The sequence below is a fragment of the Streptomyces sp. B5E4 genome (assembly GCF_039871555.1).
Taxonomy (GTDB): domain Bacteria; phylum Actinomycetota; class Actinomycetes; order Streptomycetales; family Streptomycetaceae; genus Streptomyces.
This window is the reverse complement of the sequence record NZ_JBDPMI010000006.1, coordinates 125,757-143,025: the sequence shown is the minus strand read 5'-3', so window position 1 is coordinate 143,025 and position 17,269 is coordinate 125,757. Positions and strand designations below refer to the sequence as shown.

Sequence of the window (17,269 nt, the reverse complement as noted above, 5' to 3'; positions counted from 1 at the left end):
AGTGTCACAGCCACAGCAGGACCCGACCCGCGCACCCGGCGGGGACCGGGGTCAGGACCTCGACCGCGTCGCCGTCATCGGTATGGCCGGCCGCTTCCCGGGCGCCGGCGACGTGGAGACGTTCTGGGCCGACCTCGCCCAGGGCCGGGTGGGCATCACCGCCTTCTCGGACGAGGAACTGGCCGCTTCCGGCGTCGACCCGGCGCTTCTGGCCCAGGACGGCTATGTCAAGGCGAAGGGGGTGCTGGAGGATGCGGACCTGTTCGACGAGGGATTCTTCGGATACAGCCCCCGCGAGGCCGAACTCCTCGACCCCCAGCACCGGGTCTTCCTCGAATGCGCCTGGCAGGCCCTGGAATCCGCCGGGGTCGACCCCGGCGGATTCGACGGCCGCATCGGCGTGTTCGCCGGCGCCGGACTCAATTCGTACCTGCTGTTCAACCTCATGAACAACGAGCAGGTCCGCGACGCGGCCGGCATGTACCAGGTGCTGCTCGCCTCCGACAAGGACTTCCTGGCCACCCGAGTGGCGTACAAACTGGATCTCACCGGGCCGGCCGTCACCGTCCAGACCGCCTGCTCCACCTCGCTGACCGCGGTACATCTGGCCTGCCAGAGCCTGGTCAACGGCGAGTGCGACATCGCGCTGGCCGGCGGCGTCTCGGTCTCGGCGCCCCTGCGCGCCGGTTACGCCTACGAGCCCGGCGGCATCCTGTCCCCGGACGGCACGTGCCGCGCCTTCGACGCCGACGCCTCCGGAACCGTCGCCGGCAACGGCGCCGGCATCGTCGTCCTGCGCCGGCTCACGGACGCGCGCGCCGACGGCGACGGCGTCGACGCGGTGATCCTGGCCACCGCGGTGAACAATGACGGCTCCCTGAAGGCCGGATACACCGCGCCGAGCGTCGACGGCCAGGCCGACGTCGTGGCCGAGGCGCTGGCGCTGGCCGATATCGACCCGGCCACCGTCGGCTTCGTGGAGGCACACGGCACCGGCACCCCGCTCGGCGACCCCATCGAGATCGCCGCCCTCACGCGCGCCTTCCGCCCCGGCACGCAGGACCGGGGCTTCTGCGCCATCGGCTCGGTCAAGAGCAACGTCGGCCACCTCGACGCCGCCGCCGGCGTCACCGGCCTGATCAAGACCGTACTCGCCCTCAAACACGAGGCCATCCCGCCGACTCCGCACTACCAGCGGCCCAACCCCGCCCTGGAACTGGAGACCAGCCCCTTCTACGTCAACACCGACCTGCGGGCCTGGCCGCGCCGGGCCGAGCCGCGGCGGGCCGGCGTCAGCTCCTTCGGTATCGGTGGCACCAACGTCCACGTCGTCCTCGAAGAGGCCCCTGTCGACCGGCCGGCCGGCGACGCCGACGGCAACCGGCCGACCGGCCCCGCCACCGCCGAGCCCCCGGCGCGACTGCTGCCGCTGTCCGCGAAGTCCGCGCCCGCGCTCGCCGAAGCCGCGGGACGCCTGGCCGACCATCTCGAAGCCCACCCCGGCACCCCGCTCGACGCCGTGGCCCACACCCTGGCCCGCCGCCGTGCCCGCTTTCCCCACCGCACCGCCGCCGTCGCCCGCACCACCGAGGAGGCCGTCACCGCGCTGCGGCTGCTCGCGGTCGATGCGGACTCCGCCGTCGCCGCGCCCGACAGCGCCCCGGTGGCGTTTCTCTTCCCCGGGCAGGGCGCCCAGTACCCCGGCATGGCCCGCGGTCTCCACGACCGCGAACCGGTCTTCGCCGCCGAGTTCGACCGCTGTGCGGCCCTGTTCGCCCCGTACCTGGAGGAGGACTTGCGCGCCCTCGTCCTCGCCCCGGACGACGGCCCGCGGACCGAGCAGGACGCCGGCGAACGGTTGCGGCTGACCGGCTTCGCCCAGCCCGCGCTGTTCTGCGTCGAGTACGCCCTCGCCCGGCTGTGGCAGTCCTGGGGCGTCCAGCCGCGCGCCATGGCAGGACACAGCGTCGGCGAGTACGTCGCCGCCTGCCTCGCGGGGGTGTTCTCGCTGGAGGACGCCGTACGCCTCGTCGCCGCCCGCGGCCGGCTCGTCCAGAAGACGCCGGGCGGCGCCATGCTCAGCGTCTTCCTGCCCGAGCGGGAGACCACGGCCCGGCTCGGCGACGGCCTGTCCCTCGCCGCCGTCAACTCCACCGCGCTCTGCGTGGTCGCCGGGATCCCCGAGGCCGTCGACGACCTCGAACGACGGCTCACGGCCGAAGGCGTGGGGTGCCGCCGACTGCACACCTCACACGCCTTCCACTCACCGGCGATGGATCCGGCCGTGCAGCCCTTCACCGACGAGGTGCGCCGCGTCCCCCTGCATCCCCCGGCGATTCCGTTCGTCTCCGACGTCACCGGGACCTGGATCACCGACGAGCAGGCCACCAGCCCCGACTACTGGGGCGGCCACCTGCGGCAGCCGGTACGGTTCCGGGACGCCCTCGACGTCCTGCTCGCCGACCCCGCGCTGGTGCTGCTGGAGGCCGGACCGGGCCGGACCCTCGCCGACTTCGCGCGTGCCCACCGGTCCTGGACTCCTGGCCGTACCGCCGCCGGGTCACTGCGGCACCCCGGGCAGGACACCCGTGACGACGAGCACCTGATGACGAACCTCGGCGCCGTGTGGAGCGCGGGGGCCGCAGTGGACTGGGCCGCTGTCCAGGGAGACGACCGGCACCCCGCGCTCCGGCTGCCCGGCTACGCCTTCCAGCGCCGCCGGTTCTGGGTCGAACCCGCCGGGACATCCCGCGGCAGCCAACCTGCTGCCACCACCGCGGACGACTGGTTCCACGCCCCCGGCTGGCAGCGGCTCACCCTGCCCGCCCGGCGCGCGACCGGGCCCAGCGGCGACGTCTGGGTGGTACTCGGCGCCGGCCTCGCTCTCGGCGACGCCCTCGCCGACCGCCTGGCCGCCGCCGGCGACCACGTCGTCCGGGTCACCGCTGGCGGGGGCCTGGCAGGAGCCGGCGACGCGTGGACCGTGGACCCGGCCGACAGGGACGACCTGACCGCGCTCGTCTCCTCCCTCGCCGGGCGGCTCGCCGCAGCCAAAGACGAGGCCCGCCTGCGCTTCGTCCACCTGTGGAGCACCGCGGCAGACCCCGCCGGCGATCCGCCGCCGGGGGAGCCGCCCACCCCCGAGCGGCTGGAGGCCGCCCGCCGCACCGGCTTCGACAGCCTCCTGGCACTCGCGCAGGCACTGTCGTCCGGCGAGCGCCCCGCCGTGCCCGTCACCGTCGACGTGGTCTGCCGCGGCGTGTACGACGTCACCGGCGAGGAGACGCTGCGGCCCGAGCACGCCCTGCTGCTCGGCGCCGCCACCGTCATCCCCCAGGAGACCGCCGACACCGCCTGCCGTGTCCTGGACGTCACCGGCACCGACCCCCGCGCCCCCCATGACGCAGCTGTACGCGCCCTGCTCACGGCCCTGACCTGGACGGCGGAGGAACCCGAACTCGCCCTGCGCGGCCGTCACTGGTGGCGCCGTACCTTCGCCGCCGCCCCCCTCAGGGCCGAGGGCACCGGCCTGCGCGACGGCGGCGTCTATCTGATCACCGGCGGGCTCGGCGGCCTCGGCCTGGCCATGGCCGAACACATCGCCGCCACCGCCGACCAGCCCGTACTCGCCCTGCTCGGCCGGTCCGCATTCCCCGCGCCCGGCGACTGGGACGCCCACCTCGCCGCCCACGGCGAGAACGACCCCGTCAGCCTGCGCATCCTGCGACTGCGCCGCATCCAGGACCTCGGTGCCCGCGTGCACCTCCTCCGCGCCGACATCACCGACGAGGAGCAGACTCAGCGAGCCGTACGCGAACTCCGCGCGGCCTCGGGACCGCTGAACGGCGTCGTGCACGCCGCCGGCAGCCCCTCCCGGGGGGTCATCGTCACGAAGTCCCCGGCCGACGCCGACCACGTGCTCGCAGCCAAGACCCACGGCCTGCTCGTGCTGGACAGTGTCTGCCGCGACGACGACCTGGACTTCATGCTGCTGTGCTCTTCGGTGACCGGCGTCCTCGGCGGGCCCGGCCAGAGCGACTACGCCGCGGCCAACGCCTTCCTCGACGCGTTCGCCCAGTGGAAGCGCCGCGAGACCGCCGTCCCGGTCACGGCCATCGGCTGGGACACCTGGCACGAGGTCGGTATGGCCGCCGACCTCGGCGCCCGCTTCGGCGCCGGACCCGGCGCCTCGGCCGGCGGCCACCCACTGATCCAGCGCCTGGTCCGCAGCACCCCCACGTCCCGTACATACGCCACGGTCTTCAGCACCGCCGACAGCTGGATCGTCCGGGACCACCGCATCCAGGAACACGGGCTCGTTCCGGGCACCGCCTACCTGGAACTGGTCCGGGCCGCCGTGGCCGAGCAGGCCGCCGGGAGAGACATCGAGATCGGCGACGTGCAGTACACGATCCCCGTCGTCGTGCCGGACGGGCAGACCCGCGAGGTCTTCACCACCGTCGAGGAGCGCGACGGCCACTGGCACTTCCTCGTACGCAGCCGGACCGGCGAGCCAGGGGCCGCAGCCTGGCACGATCATGCCAGCGGCACCGTCCGCTTCCCGGACCGCGTACCCGACACCGTGCGCGACCTCGCCGAACTCCGCGCCGCCTGCGAGGTGAAGGAGGTCCTCGACACCCAGGAGTCGATCACTCTCGGCCTCGGCCTGGACCGGTTCCAGAAGGGCGGGCCCATCGAGTTCTCCTTCGGGCCGCGCTGGAACTGCATGCGCGAGATCCAGGTCGGCCCGCGGCGGGTCATGGCCACGCTGCGACTGGACGAGGAGTTCCACGGCGACCTCGACCGCTACCTCCTGCACCCGGCGCTGCTCGACGCGGCCGGCGGCACCGCCCGCGTGCACGCGCCCGACACCTACTATCTGCCGTTCAGCTACCGGAGCCTGCGCTTTCATCACGGCCTGACCGGCACCGTCCACGCCCATGTCGAGCTGAAGGAGTCCGCCGACGCCATGGGCGAGACCAGCACGTGCGACATCGAGATCCTCGACCCCGACGGCCGGGTCCTCGTCCGCATCGGCGACTTCACCATCAAGCGCATCAACGACCTGGACGGTCTGCGCGACCAGATCGCCCGTGCCGCCGAGCCGTCCGCACCCGGCCACGGCACCGACGGGGACGGCGCCGACGAGCCGGCCGGCGCCGGCGTCCTGCGCACCCTGGCCGAGGGCATCACCGAGCAGCAGGGCAAGGACGCCTTCGCCCGCATCCTCGCCGCCCCGGACCTGCCCGGCCACCTCGTCGTCTCCCACCGCGACTTCACCGCCGTCCGCGACCTGGCCCGCTCCCTGACCCCCGCGCTGCTGGCCCGGGAGATGGACGAGCTGGCGCTGCCGGGCGCCACCCATCCGCGCCCCCACCTGCCGACCCCCTACGCGGCCCCCCGCACGCCCCGTGAACAGGCCGTCGCCGACGTGTGGCAGGAGGTGCTGGGCCTGGACCGGGTCGGCGTCGACGACGACTTCTTCGCCCTGGGCGGCCACTCCCTGGCCGCCGTGCAGATCGGCACCCGGCTGAAGTCCCGTCTCGGCACCGAACTCGACCTGCGGGCCTTCTTCGAACGGCCCACCGTCGCCCACACGGTCGAGGTCCTGGACTCCCGCGCGGACGTCCCGACCGGCGGCCCGGACGACGCGATCGAAGTCCTGGCCCGGGACGACGCCGACGGCGCGGACCTCGACGAGCTCGGACACCTCACCGACGACGAGGTGGAGGCCCGGCTGCGCGAACTGCTCGCCGCGGAGGGGGGCGAGGCGTGAGCGGATCCCGTGCCCCCGACCGACACGACGGCGTCACCGGCGCCCCGACCCGGAAGAGCGCGAATGAGTGACCGTTCCCCGCCCCCCGTCGCACTGGTGGCGGGAGGCTCACGCGGCATCGGACGGGCCGTCGCCCTGCGACTCGCCCAGGACGGCTACGACGTCGCCGTCTGCTACGCGTCCGACGACTCCGCCGCCCGCGAGGTGGAGAAGGAGATCTCCGCCACCGGCCGCCGTGCCCTCGTCCGGCGCACCGACGTCGCCGACCCCGACGCCGTCGAGGCGTTCGTCGACGCCGTCGAGGACACCCTCGGGCCCGTGCGTGCCGCCGTCACCTCCGCGGCCGTGCTGCGCGACCAGCCCCTGAAGCTGATGGAGGACGAGGACTGGCACGACGTGCTGCGCACCAATCTCGACGGCGTGTTCCACGTCTGCCGCGCCGTCGTCGGGGACATGGTCGAACGCCGTCGCGGGGCGATCGTCACCCTCTCCTCCGTCGCCGGTCTGCACGGCAACGCGGGACAGACCAACTACGCCGCCTCCAAGGCCGGGATCGTCGGCTTCACCAAGTCCCTGGCCCGCGAGGTCGGCCGGTACGGCATCCGGGCCAACACGGTCGCCCCGGGCTTCATCGCCACCGACCCCGTCCTCGCCCTCGAACCCGACATCCGCGAGCGGTTCGCGCAGCGCATCGCTCTCGGCCGGCTCGGCCGCCCGGAAGAGGTCGCCGACCTCGTGTCGTTCCTGATCTCGGAGCGGGCCGGCTACCTCACGGGCGCCACCTTCACCATCGACGGCGGCATGGCAACCTGACCCGCCGCCCCGGCGCCGCCCCCCGCCCCTCGTGAATCGGAGGATGCCGACCATGCGCATCGAAGCCGACACCGACACCTGTGTCGGCTCGGGTATGTGCGCCCTGACCACACCCGAGCTGTTCGACCAGTCGGACAGGGACGGAACAGTCGTGCTGCTGAACTCCGTACCGACGGACGTGCAGTTGAAGGACGCCGAGGACGCGGTGCGTCGCTGTCCTTCGGGCGCCCTGAGCCTGACGGACTGAACGGCGGTCCGCCCGGCCCCCCGGCCGCGAGACGAAGGAGGACGGAAAGGTGCGCAACCCGTGGTTCGGCCGCAGCGAGCCCGGACAGGAGGCCGCGGTCCGGCTGTTCTGTCTGCCCTACGCAGGCGGCAGCGCCGCCGCCTACCGTGACTGGCACGACCTGGCGCCCCGCGGCATCCAGATCTGTCCGCTTGAACTGCCCGGCCGCGGCGGCCGCATCCTTGAGCCGCCCATGACCAGGCTGCCCCAGCTCGCCGGGGCATTGGCCGAAGTACTGGCCCCCCACCTGGACCGGCCCTTCGCGGTGTTCGGCCACAGCATGGGCGGCCTGCTCGCCTTCGAACTGACCAGGACCCTGCGCCGCCGCAGACGGCCGCTGCCCGCCCACCTGTTCGTGTCCGCCACCGCCGCGCCCGACGTCCCCCGCACCCGGCCCTCGGTGCACCAGGCGTCCGACGCCGATGTCGTCGTCGAACTGCGCACACTCGGCGGCACCCCGCGCGAGCTGCTCGAAGACGAGGAGCTGATGAGGCTGATGCTGCCCACGATCCGGGCCGACTTCTCGGTGCTGGAGAACTACCGGTACAGTCCCGAGCCGCCGCTGCCGGTCCCCCTCACCGTGCTCGGCGGCGCCGACGACCCGCTCGTGCCCGTACCCGATCTGGAGGGCTGGCGCCGTCAGACCGACGGGGATGCCGGCCTGCGCCTCCTGCCGGGGGGACATTTCTTCCTTCGACCCGCCGGCGACGTCATGGCCGTCATTGCAGAAGTGGTCGGCATTCCCGTGCCTGCCACCCGAACTCCCTGACCCGGTAATTCCTCCCGGCCGAGGGATCCGGAACGGCAGAGAACAACCCACCGTCCGCCGGTGGCGGCAGAAACGCGTTCAACTGGCCGCAGCGGACAGTTGAACACCCGGTCTTCGCTCGGACCGCGGTGTATGACGACGGTGGACTGGCCGCTTCACCTGGTGCCAGCATGCATCGCGCGCTCGCAATTCCCTTACGCGGCGAGGCGATCGCAGAACAGGAAAAACCCTGAGCACGCGATTCCCCCCCCACCGGTACTTCGCATTCGACTGTTCCGCCGCCGAGACCAACGATCAGGAGATTCGCGCATGACCGAGATCGACCTGACCAGCCTCACGGCGGAGCAGAAGCGCAAACTCCTGGCGGAGCGGCTGCGCCGCAAGGACGGCGGTCGCCCGTCGCCGCGGCCGCGGCGCTTCGCCGCATCGTTCCCCCAGCAGCGGATGTGGTTCCTGGACCAGCTCAACCCGGGCAGCGCCGCCTACAACATCCCGGCGGCGGTGCGCGTGCACGGCCCGCTGGACGTGGAGATCTGGCGTCGTTGCCTGGCCGAGATCGTCCGCAGGCACGAGTCGTTGCGCACCACCTTCGACGAGGTCGACGGCGAGCCGGTGCAGGTCGTGCACGACGCCGGTGAGCTGGAACTGACCGTCGAGGAGTGCGGACGCCTGCGCGGCCCCGGCGGCGAGGCGGGCATCGAGGAGCTGGCGCGCCAGGAGTTCGCCCGGCCCTTCGACCTCGGCAGCGGGCCGCTCATGCGGATGAGGTTCCTGCGGCTGTCCGCGGACGAGCACATCCTGCTGCTCACGATGCACCACATCGTCGCCGACCTGTGGTCGACCTCGGTGCTCTTCGGGGAACTGGTCGCCCTCTACCAGGGCTATCTCACCGGCACAGAAGCGAAACTGCCGGAGCTGCCCGTCCAGTACGCCGACTACGCGGCCTGGCAGCGCAAGAAGCTGGCGGGCTCCGGTACGGCCGCCGACTTGGCGTACTGGAAGGGGGAGCTCCAGGGAGCCGCACCGATCCTGGAGCTCCCCACCGACCGGCCGCGGCCCGCCGTGCTGGGCACGGCCGGCGGCTCCCGGCCCTTCCACCTGTCCGCCGCCGTGATGAACGGCGTGCGCGAACTCAGCCGCAGCGCCGGCGTGACCCCGTTCATGACCCTGCTCGCGGCCTACGTCGTACTGCTGCACCGGTACAGCAGGCAGGAGGACGTCGTCGTCGGTGTGCCCGTGGCCAACCGTGGGCAGCCTGAGGTCGAGCGGCTCATCGGCTACTTCGTCAACACGCTCGCGATCCGCAGCGACGTCTCTGGAAACCCGTCCTTCACCGAGTTGCTCGGCCGGGTCCGAGGCGCGGCTCTCGGTGCCTTCGCCCACCAGGAGGTGCCGTTCGAGCGGCTGGTGGAGGAGTTGCAGCCGGAGCGGGACCTGTCCCGGTCGCCGGTCTTCCAGGTGTCGTTCGTCTTCCAGAACATCCCGATGCCCGAGTTCGAGGCCGGCGGGCTGCGCCTGGAGCTGATGGAGGTGCCCGGCTCCACCGCGCGGTTCGACCTCGAACTGCAGGTGTTCGAGCAGGGAGACGCGCTCACCGGCTGGTTCGAGTACAACACCGAGTTGTTCGACGCCGCCACCATCGACCGCATGGCCGGCCATCTGAAGGTGCTGCTGGACAACCTGCTCGCCGACCCGGAGCAGCCGGTCCTGGACGTCGCGCTGCTGACCGGGGAGGAGGAACGCGAGCAGCGCAGGGAGCGGGCGGACACCCGCAGCGAGTGGCCCGACCGACTGCTCACCCACCAGCGCATCGAGCAGCAGGCGGCGCTGCGGCCGCACGCCGAGGCGGTGTACTGCCGGGGCGAGACCCTCACCTACGCCCAGCTCGATGCGTCCGCGAACCAGCTCGCCCGCAGGCTGAAACGCCTCGGTGTCGGGCGCGACGTGAGGGTGGGGATCTGTCTGGAGCGCTCCCTCGACATGGTCGTCGCGGTGCTGGCCGTGCTCAAGGCCGGCGGCGCCTACGTGCCGATCGACCCGGAGCTGCCCCGCGACCGCATCGCGTTCGTGATCGAGGACGCCGGGCTGCCCGTCCTGATCACCCAGCGCTCCGTGGTACCGGCCCTGCCGGAGTCCGGAGCCGTCACACTGTGCCTGGACGAACTGCGCGACGAGATCGCCGCCGAGCCCGCCGAGGTGCTCGGCGAGCCGGTCGCGGGCGCGGACCTCGCCTACGTGATCTACACCTCCGGCTCGACCGGCCGCCCCAAAGGCGTCCAACTCCCGCACCGCGCGTTGCGCAACCTCTTCTGGGCCATGAAGCAGTGGCCGGGAATCGACGCCGGCGACAGCCTGCTGGCGGTCACCACGCTGTCGTTCGACATCGCGACCCTGGAACTGCTGCTCCCACTGGTCGAAGGCGCCCGGGTGGTGCTCGCCACCCGGGAGGTGGCCACCGACGGCAGGCTGCTGGCCGAGGAGATGGCCACCACCGGCGCGACCATGATGCAGGCGACCCCCTCCACGTGGCGGATGCTGGTCGACGCCGGCTGGCCGGGCAGACCGGGGCTGCGCGGGCTGATCTGCGGCGAGGCGCTGCCGCCGGACCTGGCGCGCCGGCTGCTGGCCAAGGGCGTGGACCTGTGGAACATGTACGGGCCGAGCGAGACCACCATCTACTCGCTGGGCACCCGGATCGTGGACGACACGATCACCATCGGCGGGCCGATCGCCAACACCGAGGTGCACATCCTCGACCCCGAAGGCCGCCCGGTGCCGCCGGGGGTCCCCGGCGAGCTGTGCATCGGCGGGGACGGGCTGGCGCGTGGATATCTCGACCGGCCGGAGCTGACGGCGAAGCAGTTCGTCCGCAACCCGTTCTCGTCCGGCCCCGATGACCGCCTGTACCGGACCGGTGATCTGGTGCGGCGCCGGGTGGACGGCAGAGTCGACTACCTCGGCAGGCTGGACCATCAGGTCAAGCTGCGCGGCTACCGGATCGAACTCGGCGAGATCGAGACCGTGCTGATGTGGCAGGGGCAGGTGAAGGAATCGGTGGTGGTGGTCCGCGAGGACCGGCCCGGTGACCAGCGCCTGGTCGCCTACCTGGTTGCGGACCCGGCGGCCGGCCCCGTCGAGGAGCTGACCCGCCGTCTGCGGGGCGCGCTGAACGACAAGCTGCCCGCCTACATGGTTCCGTCCGCGTTCGTGTTCCTCGACGCGCTGCCGCGCACCCCCAGCGGCAAGACCGACCGCGGCGCGCTCCCCGCACCCGAGCCGGGCCGGGCCCGCGCGGCCACCGCGTACGCGGCGCCCCGCGACGCCGAGGAGAAGGCTCTGTGCGCGCTGTTCGCCCAGGTGCTGAACCTGTCCGAGGTCGGCATCGACGACAACTTCTTCGACCTCGGCGGGCACTCGCTGCTGGCCACCCGCCTGGTGGCGAGGATCCGCGGGGTGCTCGGCGTCGAAGTGCCGGTGCGCGGCCTCTTCGAGAAGCCGACCGTGGCCCGGCTGGCCGAGGTACTGCGGCAGGGCGGCGCCGACGCGCGGCCTGCGCTGGTCCCCATGACACGGCCCGACCCGCTGCCGCAGTCGTTCGCCCAGCGCCGGCTGTGGTTCCTGCACCAGATGGAAGGCCCTTCACCTACGTACAACCTTCCGGTGGTGCTGCGCCTCACCGGCACGCTGGACGTGGACTGCCTGCGGGCCGCGCTCGCCGACGTGGTCGCGCGCCACGAGTCACTGCGCACCGTCTTCCCGGACGAGGGAGCGGTGCCGTGCCAGCACGTCCTGGCTCCCGAACAGGCGCGGCCCGCGCTGCCGGTGACCGAGGTCGACGCCGGGGACCTGAACGACGCGGTGGCGGCGGCGGTACGGCATCCGTTCGACCTGACGGCGGAGATCCCGCTGCACGCCGAGCTGTTCACCGCCGGCACGGGCACGCACGTGCTGGTCGTCGTCGTCCACCACATCGCGGCCGACGGCTGGTCGCTGGCGCCGCTGCGGTACGACCTGGCAGTCGCCTACCGCGCGCGGCTGGCCGGTCACGCGCCCGAATGGGCGCCGCTGCCCGTGCAGTACGCCGACTACACCCTGTGGCAGCGTGAGTACCTGGGCGCGCATGACGATCCCGGGAGCACGTGGTCGAACCAGCTCGACCACTGGCGCGGTGCACTGGACGGCCTGCCCGAGCGGATCGCCCTCCCGGTCGACCGGCCGCACCCGGCCGAGGCGTCGCACGACGGGGACACGCTCACCTTTCGGTGGGACGTGGACCTGCACGAGGGCCTGGCCCGTCTGGCGCGCGGCTGCGACGTCAGCATGTTCATGGTCCTCAACGCGGCGCTGGCGGTGCTCCTCCGCCGCCTCGGCGCCGGGGCGGACATCCCCGTCGGCGTGGCCACCGCGGGCAGGGACGACCAGGCCACCGAGAACCTCGTCGGCTTCTTCGCCAACACCCTCGTGCTGCGCACACAGCTCTCCGACCGCCAGACCTTCCGGGAACTGCTCGGTGCGGTACGGGAACGGACCCTCGACGCGCTCGCGCACCGGGACATCCCGTTCGAGGCCCTCGTCGACAGTCTGCGGCCGGCCCGGTCGATGGCCCACCACCCGCTCGTGCAGGTCATGCTCTCCTGGCAGAGCGTGACCGGTGAGGGCCCCGGGCTGCCCGGGGTCGAGGTGACGCCGATGGTGAGGGGCACCGGCACGGCGAGGATGGACCTGGTCTTCCTGCTGCACGAGCGCCTCGCGGCCGACGGGAAGCCGGACGGCATCGACGGCGGCATCGAGTACAACGCCGACGTCTTCGACCAGGAGACGATACGCACCATGGCGCACCGGCTGCGCCAGGTGCTGGTGGCCATGATCGGCGACCCGGACCGGCCGATCGGCGATGTCGACGTGCTCACCCCGGCCGAGCGGCACCGCGTGCTCGAAGAGTGGAACGGCCCGGTCGGCGAGGAGCCCGTGGCCACCCTGCCCGAGCTGTTCGAGGCGCAGGTGGCCCGTACTCCGAACGCCGTCGCGGTCCGCCACGGCGAGGAGCGGCTGACCTACGCGGAACTGGCCGCCGCCGCGGACCGGCTCGCCGTGCGGTTGCGCGAGCTGGGGATCGGCGCCGGCGGCGCAGAGGACGCGGTGTGCCTGCTGATGGAGCGCTCCGTGCGGCTGCCCGTGGCGATCCTCGCCGTGGTCAAGGCCGGCGGCGTGTACGTGCCGCTGGACCCCCGCTTTCCCGGGTCGCGCATGCGGCTGATCATGGCCGACACCGGGGCACGTGTGCTCCTCGTGGACGGGGAGGGGCCGGAACACGACGTCCCCGCCGGGGTGCGTGTGGTCGACGTGGCCGCAGAACCGCCCGCCGGGGAGGGCGGTGCGCGGGGCGCCGTCGGCCTCGTGCCCGCGGGCGGTCCCGACCGGGTGGCCTACGTGATGTACACCTCCGGGTCCACCGGGCGGCCGAAGGGCGTGGCGGTCACCCACCGGAACGTGGCGAGCCTGGCCGCCGACCGCGCGTGGCGCGGCGGCAACCACTCGCGCGTTCTGATGCATTCCCCGGCCGCGTTCGACGCCTCCACCTACGAGCTGTGGGTGCCGCTGCTGTCCGGCGGTGAGGTGGTCGTCGCACCGGCCGGTGAACTCGATCCCGACACCCTGGTGCGTACCATCGGCGAACGCCGCGTCACCGCCGTGTTCCTCACGACCGCGCTCTTCAACCTGCTGGTAGAACGCGATCCCGCTGCGCTGGCCGGCGTGGCAGAGGTGTGGACCGGCGGCGAGGCCCACTCGCCCCTTGCGTTCACGAAGGCGCTGGCGGCCTGGCCGCGGACCTCGCTCACGCACGTGTACGGGCCCACGGAAGCGACGACCTTCGCCGTCCGGCAGACCACCCGCGAGGTGGTCGACGGCATCGTGCCGATCGGCACGCCGATGGACGACACCCGGGCGTACGTGCTCGACGAACGGCTCCGGCCGGTGCCGCCCGGCGTCCCCGGCGAGTTGTACCTCGCCGGAACGGGCCTGGCCCGCGGCTACCTCGGACAACCCGGGCTGACGGCCGTGCGCTTCGTCGCCTGCCCGTATGGCGCACCGGGCTCTCGCATGTACCGGACCGGTGACCTGGTCCGCCGTGACGCGGACGGGCGGATCGTGTACCTCGGCCGGACCGACGACCAGGTGAAGATCCGCGGCTTCCGCATCGAACCGGGCGAGATCGAGCAGGCCCTCGACGCGCACCCCGCCGTGGCGGGCGCAGCGGTGGTCGTACGGGAGAAGCCCGCCGGGGGAAAGGACCTGGTCGGCTACGTCGTACCCGCCCGGGGGACCCGCGCCGAGCCCGCCGAGTTGCGGGCGTTCGTGGCCGAGCGGCTGCCCCAGTACATGGTGCCTGTCGCGGTAGTGGTCCTCGACGCCTTCCCGATGACGAGCAACGGCAAGCTCGACCGCCGCGCGCTGCCCGCACCGGACCTCGGCGCGCGCAGCGGATCCCGAGCGGCGGAGACGCCGGTCGAGCGGACGCTCGCCTCGGTGTACGCCGAGGTCCTGGGAGTTCCCGGGGTCGGCGCCGAAGCCGGCTTCTTCGACCTGGGCGGGGACAGCATCCAGGCCACCCAACTGGTCGCGCAGGCCCGCACGGCCGGACTGGTGTTCACCGTCCGGGACGTGTTCGTGCACCAGACGGTGGCCGGCATCGCGCAGGTGGCCCGGCCGGTCGGCGAGGACGCCGGCGTGAGCGCCGCGGACGTCGGCACCGGCGACGTCCCGCTGCTGCCCGTGATGGAACGGCAGCGGCAACTCGGCGGCTCGGTGGCCGGCTTCGACCTGTCCGCAACCGTCGGCCTGCCGGTGGACGTGGACGAGGAGCGGCTGACCGCGGTGCTGCAGGCGGTCGTCGACCGGCACGACGCGTTGCGCACCCGGCTGGTGACCGGCCCCGACGGGCAATGGTCCCTGTACGCGGACGAACCCGGCGCCGTACGGGTCGCGGACGTGCTGCGCCGCGTCGGCACCGGCGGGCTGACGGACGCCGAGGCCCATGCGCTCATCGCCGAGGAGACCGCCGCCGCCAGACGCCGGCTCGACCCCGCCGCGGGCGCCATGCTCCAGCCCGTGTGGTTCGACGCCGGAGCCGATCGACCGGGCCGGCTCCTGCTCGCCGTGCACCACTTCGCGGTCGACGGAGTGTCGTGGCGGATCCTGCTGACCGACCTCGCCGCGGCCTGGAACGCAGTGGCCGCAGGCCGCGAGCCGGACCTCGCTCCCGTGGCGACGTCGCTGCGCGGCTGGGCGGCCCGGGTCGTCTCCACCGCGAGCACGACACGGCACCGTGCCGAGCTCCCCGTGTGGGAGGGCGTCCTGCGGGACGCCGCGCCGCTGGTGGCCGGGGATCTGGACGCGGACCGCGACGTCACCGGCACGGAGGGGCGGCTGTCGGTGACCCTGCCGGCCGAGGACACCGCGACGCTGGTCGGTCAGGCGCCCGCGGTGTTCCGCCGCGGCATCCAGGACGTGCTGCTGACCGCCTTCGGGCTCGCCCTCCGGCGGTGGCGCGCCCGCAGGACGGACGCGGGCGACGGTCCGGTGGTGCTGGACGTGGAGAGCCACGGCAGGCACGAGCACCTCGTCGAGGGCACCGACCTGTCCCGTACGGTGGGCTGGTTCACCAGCGTCCACCCCGTCCGTCTCGACTTCGGCCGGCTGACCTGGGCTGAGGCGACCGAGGCGGGCAGCGGGCTGGCGGCCGCGGTCGCGGAAGCCGGCAGGCAGTTGAGATCGATCCCGGACAGCGGCCTCGGCTACGGGCTGCTGCGCTATCTCGACGCGGACACCGCGCCGGCACTTGCCGGACTGCCTGCGCCGCAGGTGCTCTTCAACTACCTCGGCCGCGTGCCCGTCACCGACGAGCCGAAGCCGTGGATGCCGCTGCGCGAGGACAGCACGGGCGGTACCACCACCGCCGTCCGGCCGCTGCTCCATCCCCTGGAGGTCAACGCCGTCACGCAGGACGGCCCGGACGGCCCCGAGCTGGTGGCCGACTGGAGCTGGGCGGGTTCGCTCCTCACCGAGGACGAGGTACGCGAACTGGCGGACACCTGGTTCGACGCACTACGCGCCGTCGCCCGGTGCGCCCGTGCGGTCGCGGACGGCGCGGTCGAGCCGGTCCTGGAGGACGGAGAACGCGCCACCGCCGCCGACGCGGCCGACCTGCTCTACGCGCCCATTCCCAGGGCAGACCGCGGCGATGGTGCCGGACTGTCCTTCGGGCAACTGGAGTTCCTGCTCCAGCCGGTGGGTCCCGACCACCCGCATCACGGCGTCATCACCGCATGGCGGGTACGCGGCGAGCTGGACGTCGCCGCGCTGCGGCGCGGTCTCGACGACCTGGTGCGGCGGCACGACATCCTGCGCACCCGGTACGTCCGGCAGGGCACGGCGACGCGGCAGTTCGCCGACGGCACGCCCGCGTGGCCCATCGACAGCGTCGACCTGCGTGCGCACCGGGGGAAGGCCCAGGACGAGAAGCTCCGCGAACTGCTCACCGCGGAGACGGAGCGGCCCTTCCGTATCGACGGCGGGAACCTCGTCCGCGGTCTGCTCGTGCGCCTGACCGACCGGGAGCACGCGCTGGTACTCGTGGCCCACCACATCCTGGTGGACCACTGGGGCTTCATCGTGATCGTCGACGAGCTGTCGGAGCTGTACGCGGCCCACACCTCCGGGCGGCAGCCGAAACTCCCCGAGGTGGTCGTCCAGCACCTGGACTACGCGGCGTGGGAGCAGGACCTGCTGGCCTCCGGCGCACTCGGCGAGCACATCGAGCACTGGCGAAGGGAACTTGACGGCGTGGCGCGCAGGTTCGTCTTCGACGCGCCGACGCAGCAACTCGACGACCCCGTCGAGGGTTACACCCACACCACCGTGATCGGCGCGGAGGCCATGGCGGCGGTGCGGGAGGCCGCCCGCCGCGAGGGCGTGACCCTGTTCATGATGCTGATGTCCGCGTTCCACGTACTGCTGCACAGCTACTCGGACGCGACGGACATCGCGGTCAGCCACCCCCTCGCCGGCCGAGAACGACCGGAGACCAAGTCGATGGTCGGCCCGTTCATCAACGTCATCCTCAACAGGTCCCGGATGGCGGACGACCCGACCTTCCGCGAGCTGGCCCAGCAGGTCCTGCAGGCCGAGCTCGACGCGTACGCGCACCAGAACGTGCCGATGCGTGCGCTGATCCACGACGGCGTCATCGGGGACGGCAACCAGTTGCCCCTGCGCGTGATGCTCAACCTGCTCGGCGTACCCAGCACCACACTGGCTCTGGACGGACTCGACGTGACACCGCTGGACGTGCGGATCGGCGACGAAACCCCGCTTCCCGAGCTGATAGCCGCCATCGAGCCGCACAACGTCGACCTCTACCTCGTGGCCCGCGAGGTGGACGGCGAACTGCGTGGCCTGTGGGTGTACTCGCCGGACTGCATCGCGCCGCCGGTCATGGGCGCGCTGGTGCGGCAGTGGCCACGGGTACTGGAGCTCGTCACGCGGCACCCGGAGCTCACCGTCTCGCAGCTCCGCGACCGGGTGCGGGCCGGCGAGAGCGAGGGGTCCGGCGACCGGTAGGTGC

General features: G+C 72.9%; 5 protein-coding genes. All 5 read left to right on the top strand.

The features are described 5' to 3' along the window. The first annotated feature begins 1 nt into the window (after position 1). Entirely contained in the window at positions 2 to 5,776 is a 5,775-nt protein-coding gene (locus ABGA99_RS10885; protein WP_347582540.1) for an SDR family NAD(P)-dependent oxidoreductase, read from the top strand. Between the two features lie 63 nt (positions 5,777 to 5,839). Continuing rightward, a complete protein-coding gene (gene fabG / locus ABGA99_RS10880; RefSeq protein WP_347582539.1) occupies positions 5,840 to 6,589 on the top strand; it encodes a 3-oxoacyl-ACP reductase FabG in 750 nt (249 codons plus the stop codon). Between the two features lie 52 nt (positions 6,590 to 6,641). Continuing rightward, the gene (locus tag ABGA99_RS10875) at positions 6,642 to 6,836 is read left to right on the top strand and encodes a ferredoxin (RefSeq protein WP_347577162.1); all 195 of its coding nucleotides are present in this window, start codon (positions 6,642 to 6,644) and stop codon (positions 6,834 to 6,836) included. 49 nt (positions 6,837 to 6,885) lie between these two features. Further along, complete coding sequence (locus ABGA99_RS10870) at positions 6,886 to 7,644, top strand: alpha/beta fold hydrolase (RefSeq protein WP_347582538.1); 759 nt, start codon at positions 6,886 to 6,888, stop codon at positions 7,642 to 7,644. A 309-nt stretch (positions 7,645 to 7,953) separates the two neighbouring features. Next, positions 7,954 to 17,265, top strand: coding sequence for an amino acid adenylation domain-containing protein (locus tag ABGA99_RS10865; protein WP_347582537.1), 9,312 nt, complete (start codon positions 7,954 to 7,956; stop codon positions 17,263 to 17,265). Positions 17,266 to 17,269: the final 4 nt, after the last annotated feature.

Coding starts and splice junctions, on each gene's coding strand:
- ABGA99_RS10875 (WP_347577162.1), top strand. CDS start 6,642: ATGCGCATCGAAGCCGACACCGACACCTGTGTCGGCTCGGGTATGTGC.
- fabG (WP_347582539.1), top strand. CDS start 5,840: ATGAGTGACCGTTCCCCGCCCCCCGTCGCACTGGTGGCGGGAGGCTCA.
- ABGA99_RS10865 (WP_347582537.1), top strand. CDS start 7,954: ATGACCGAGATCGACCTGACCAGCCTCACGGCGGAGCAGAAGCGCAAA.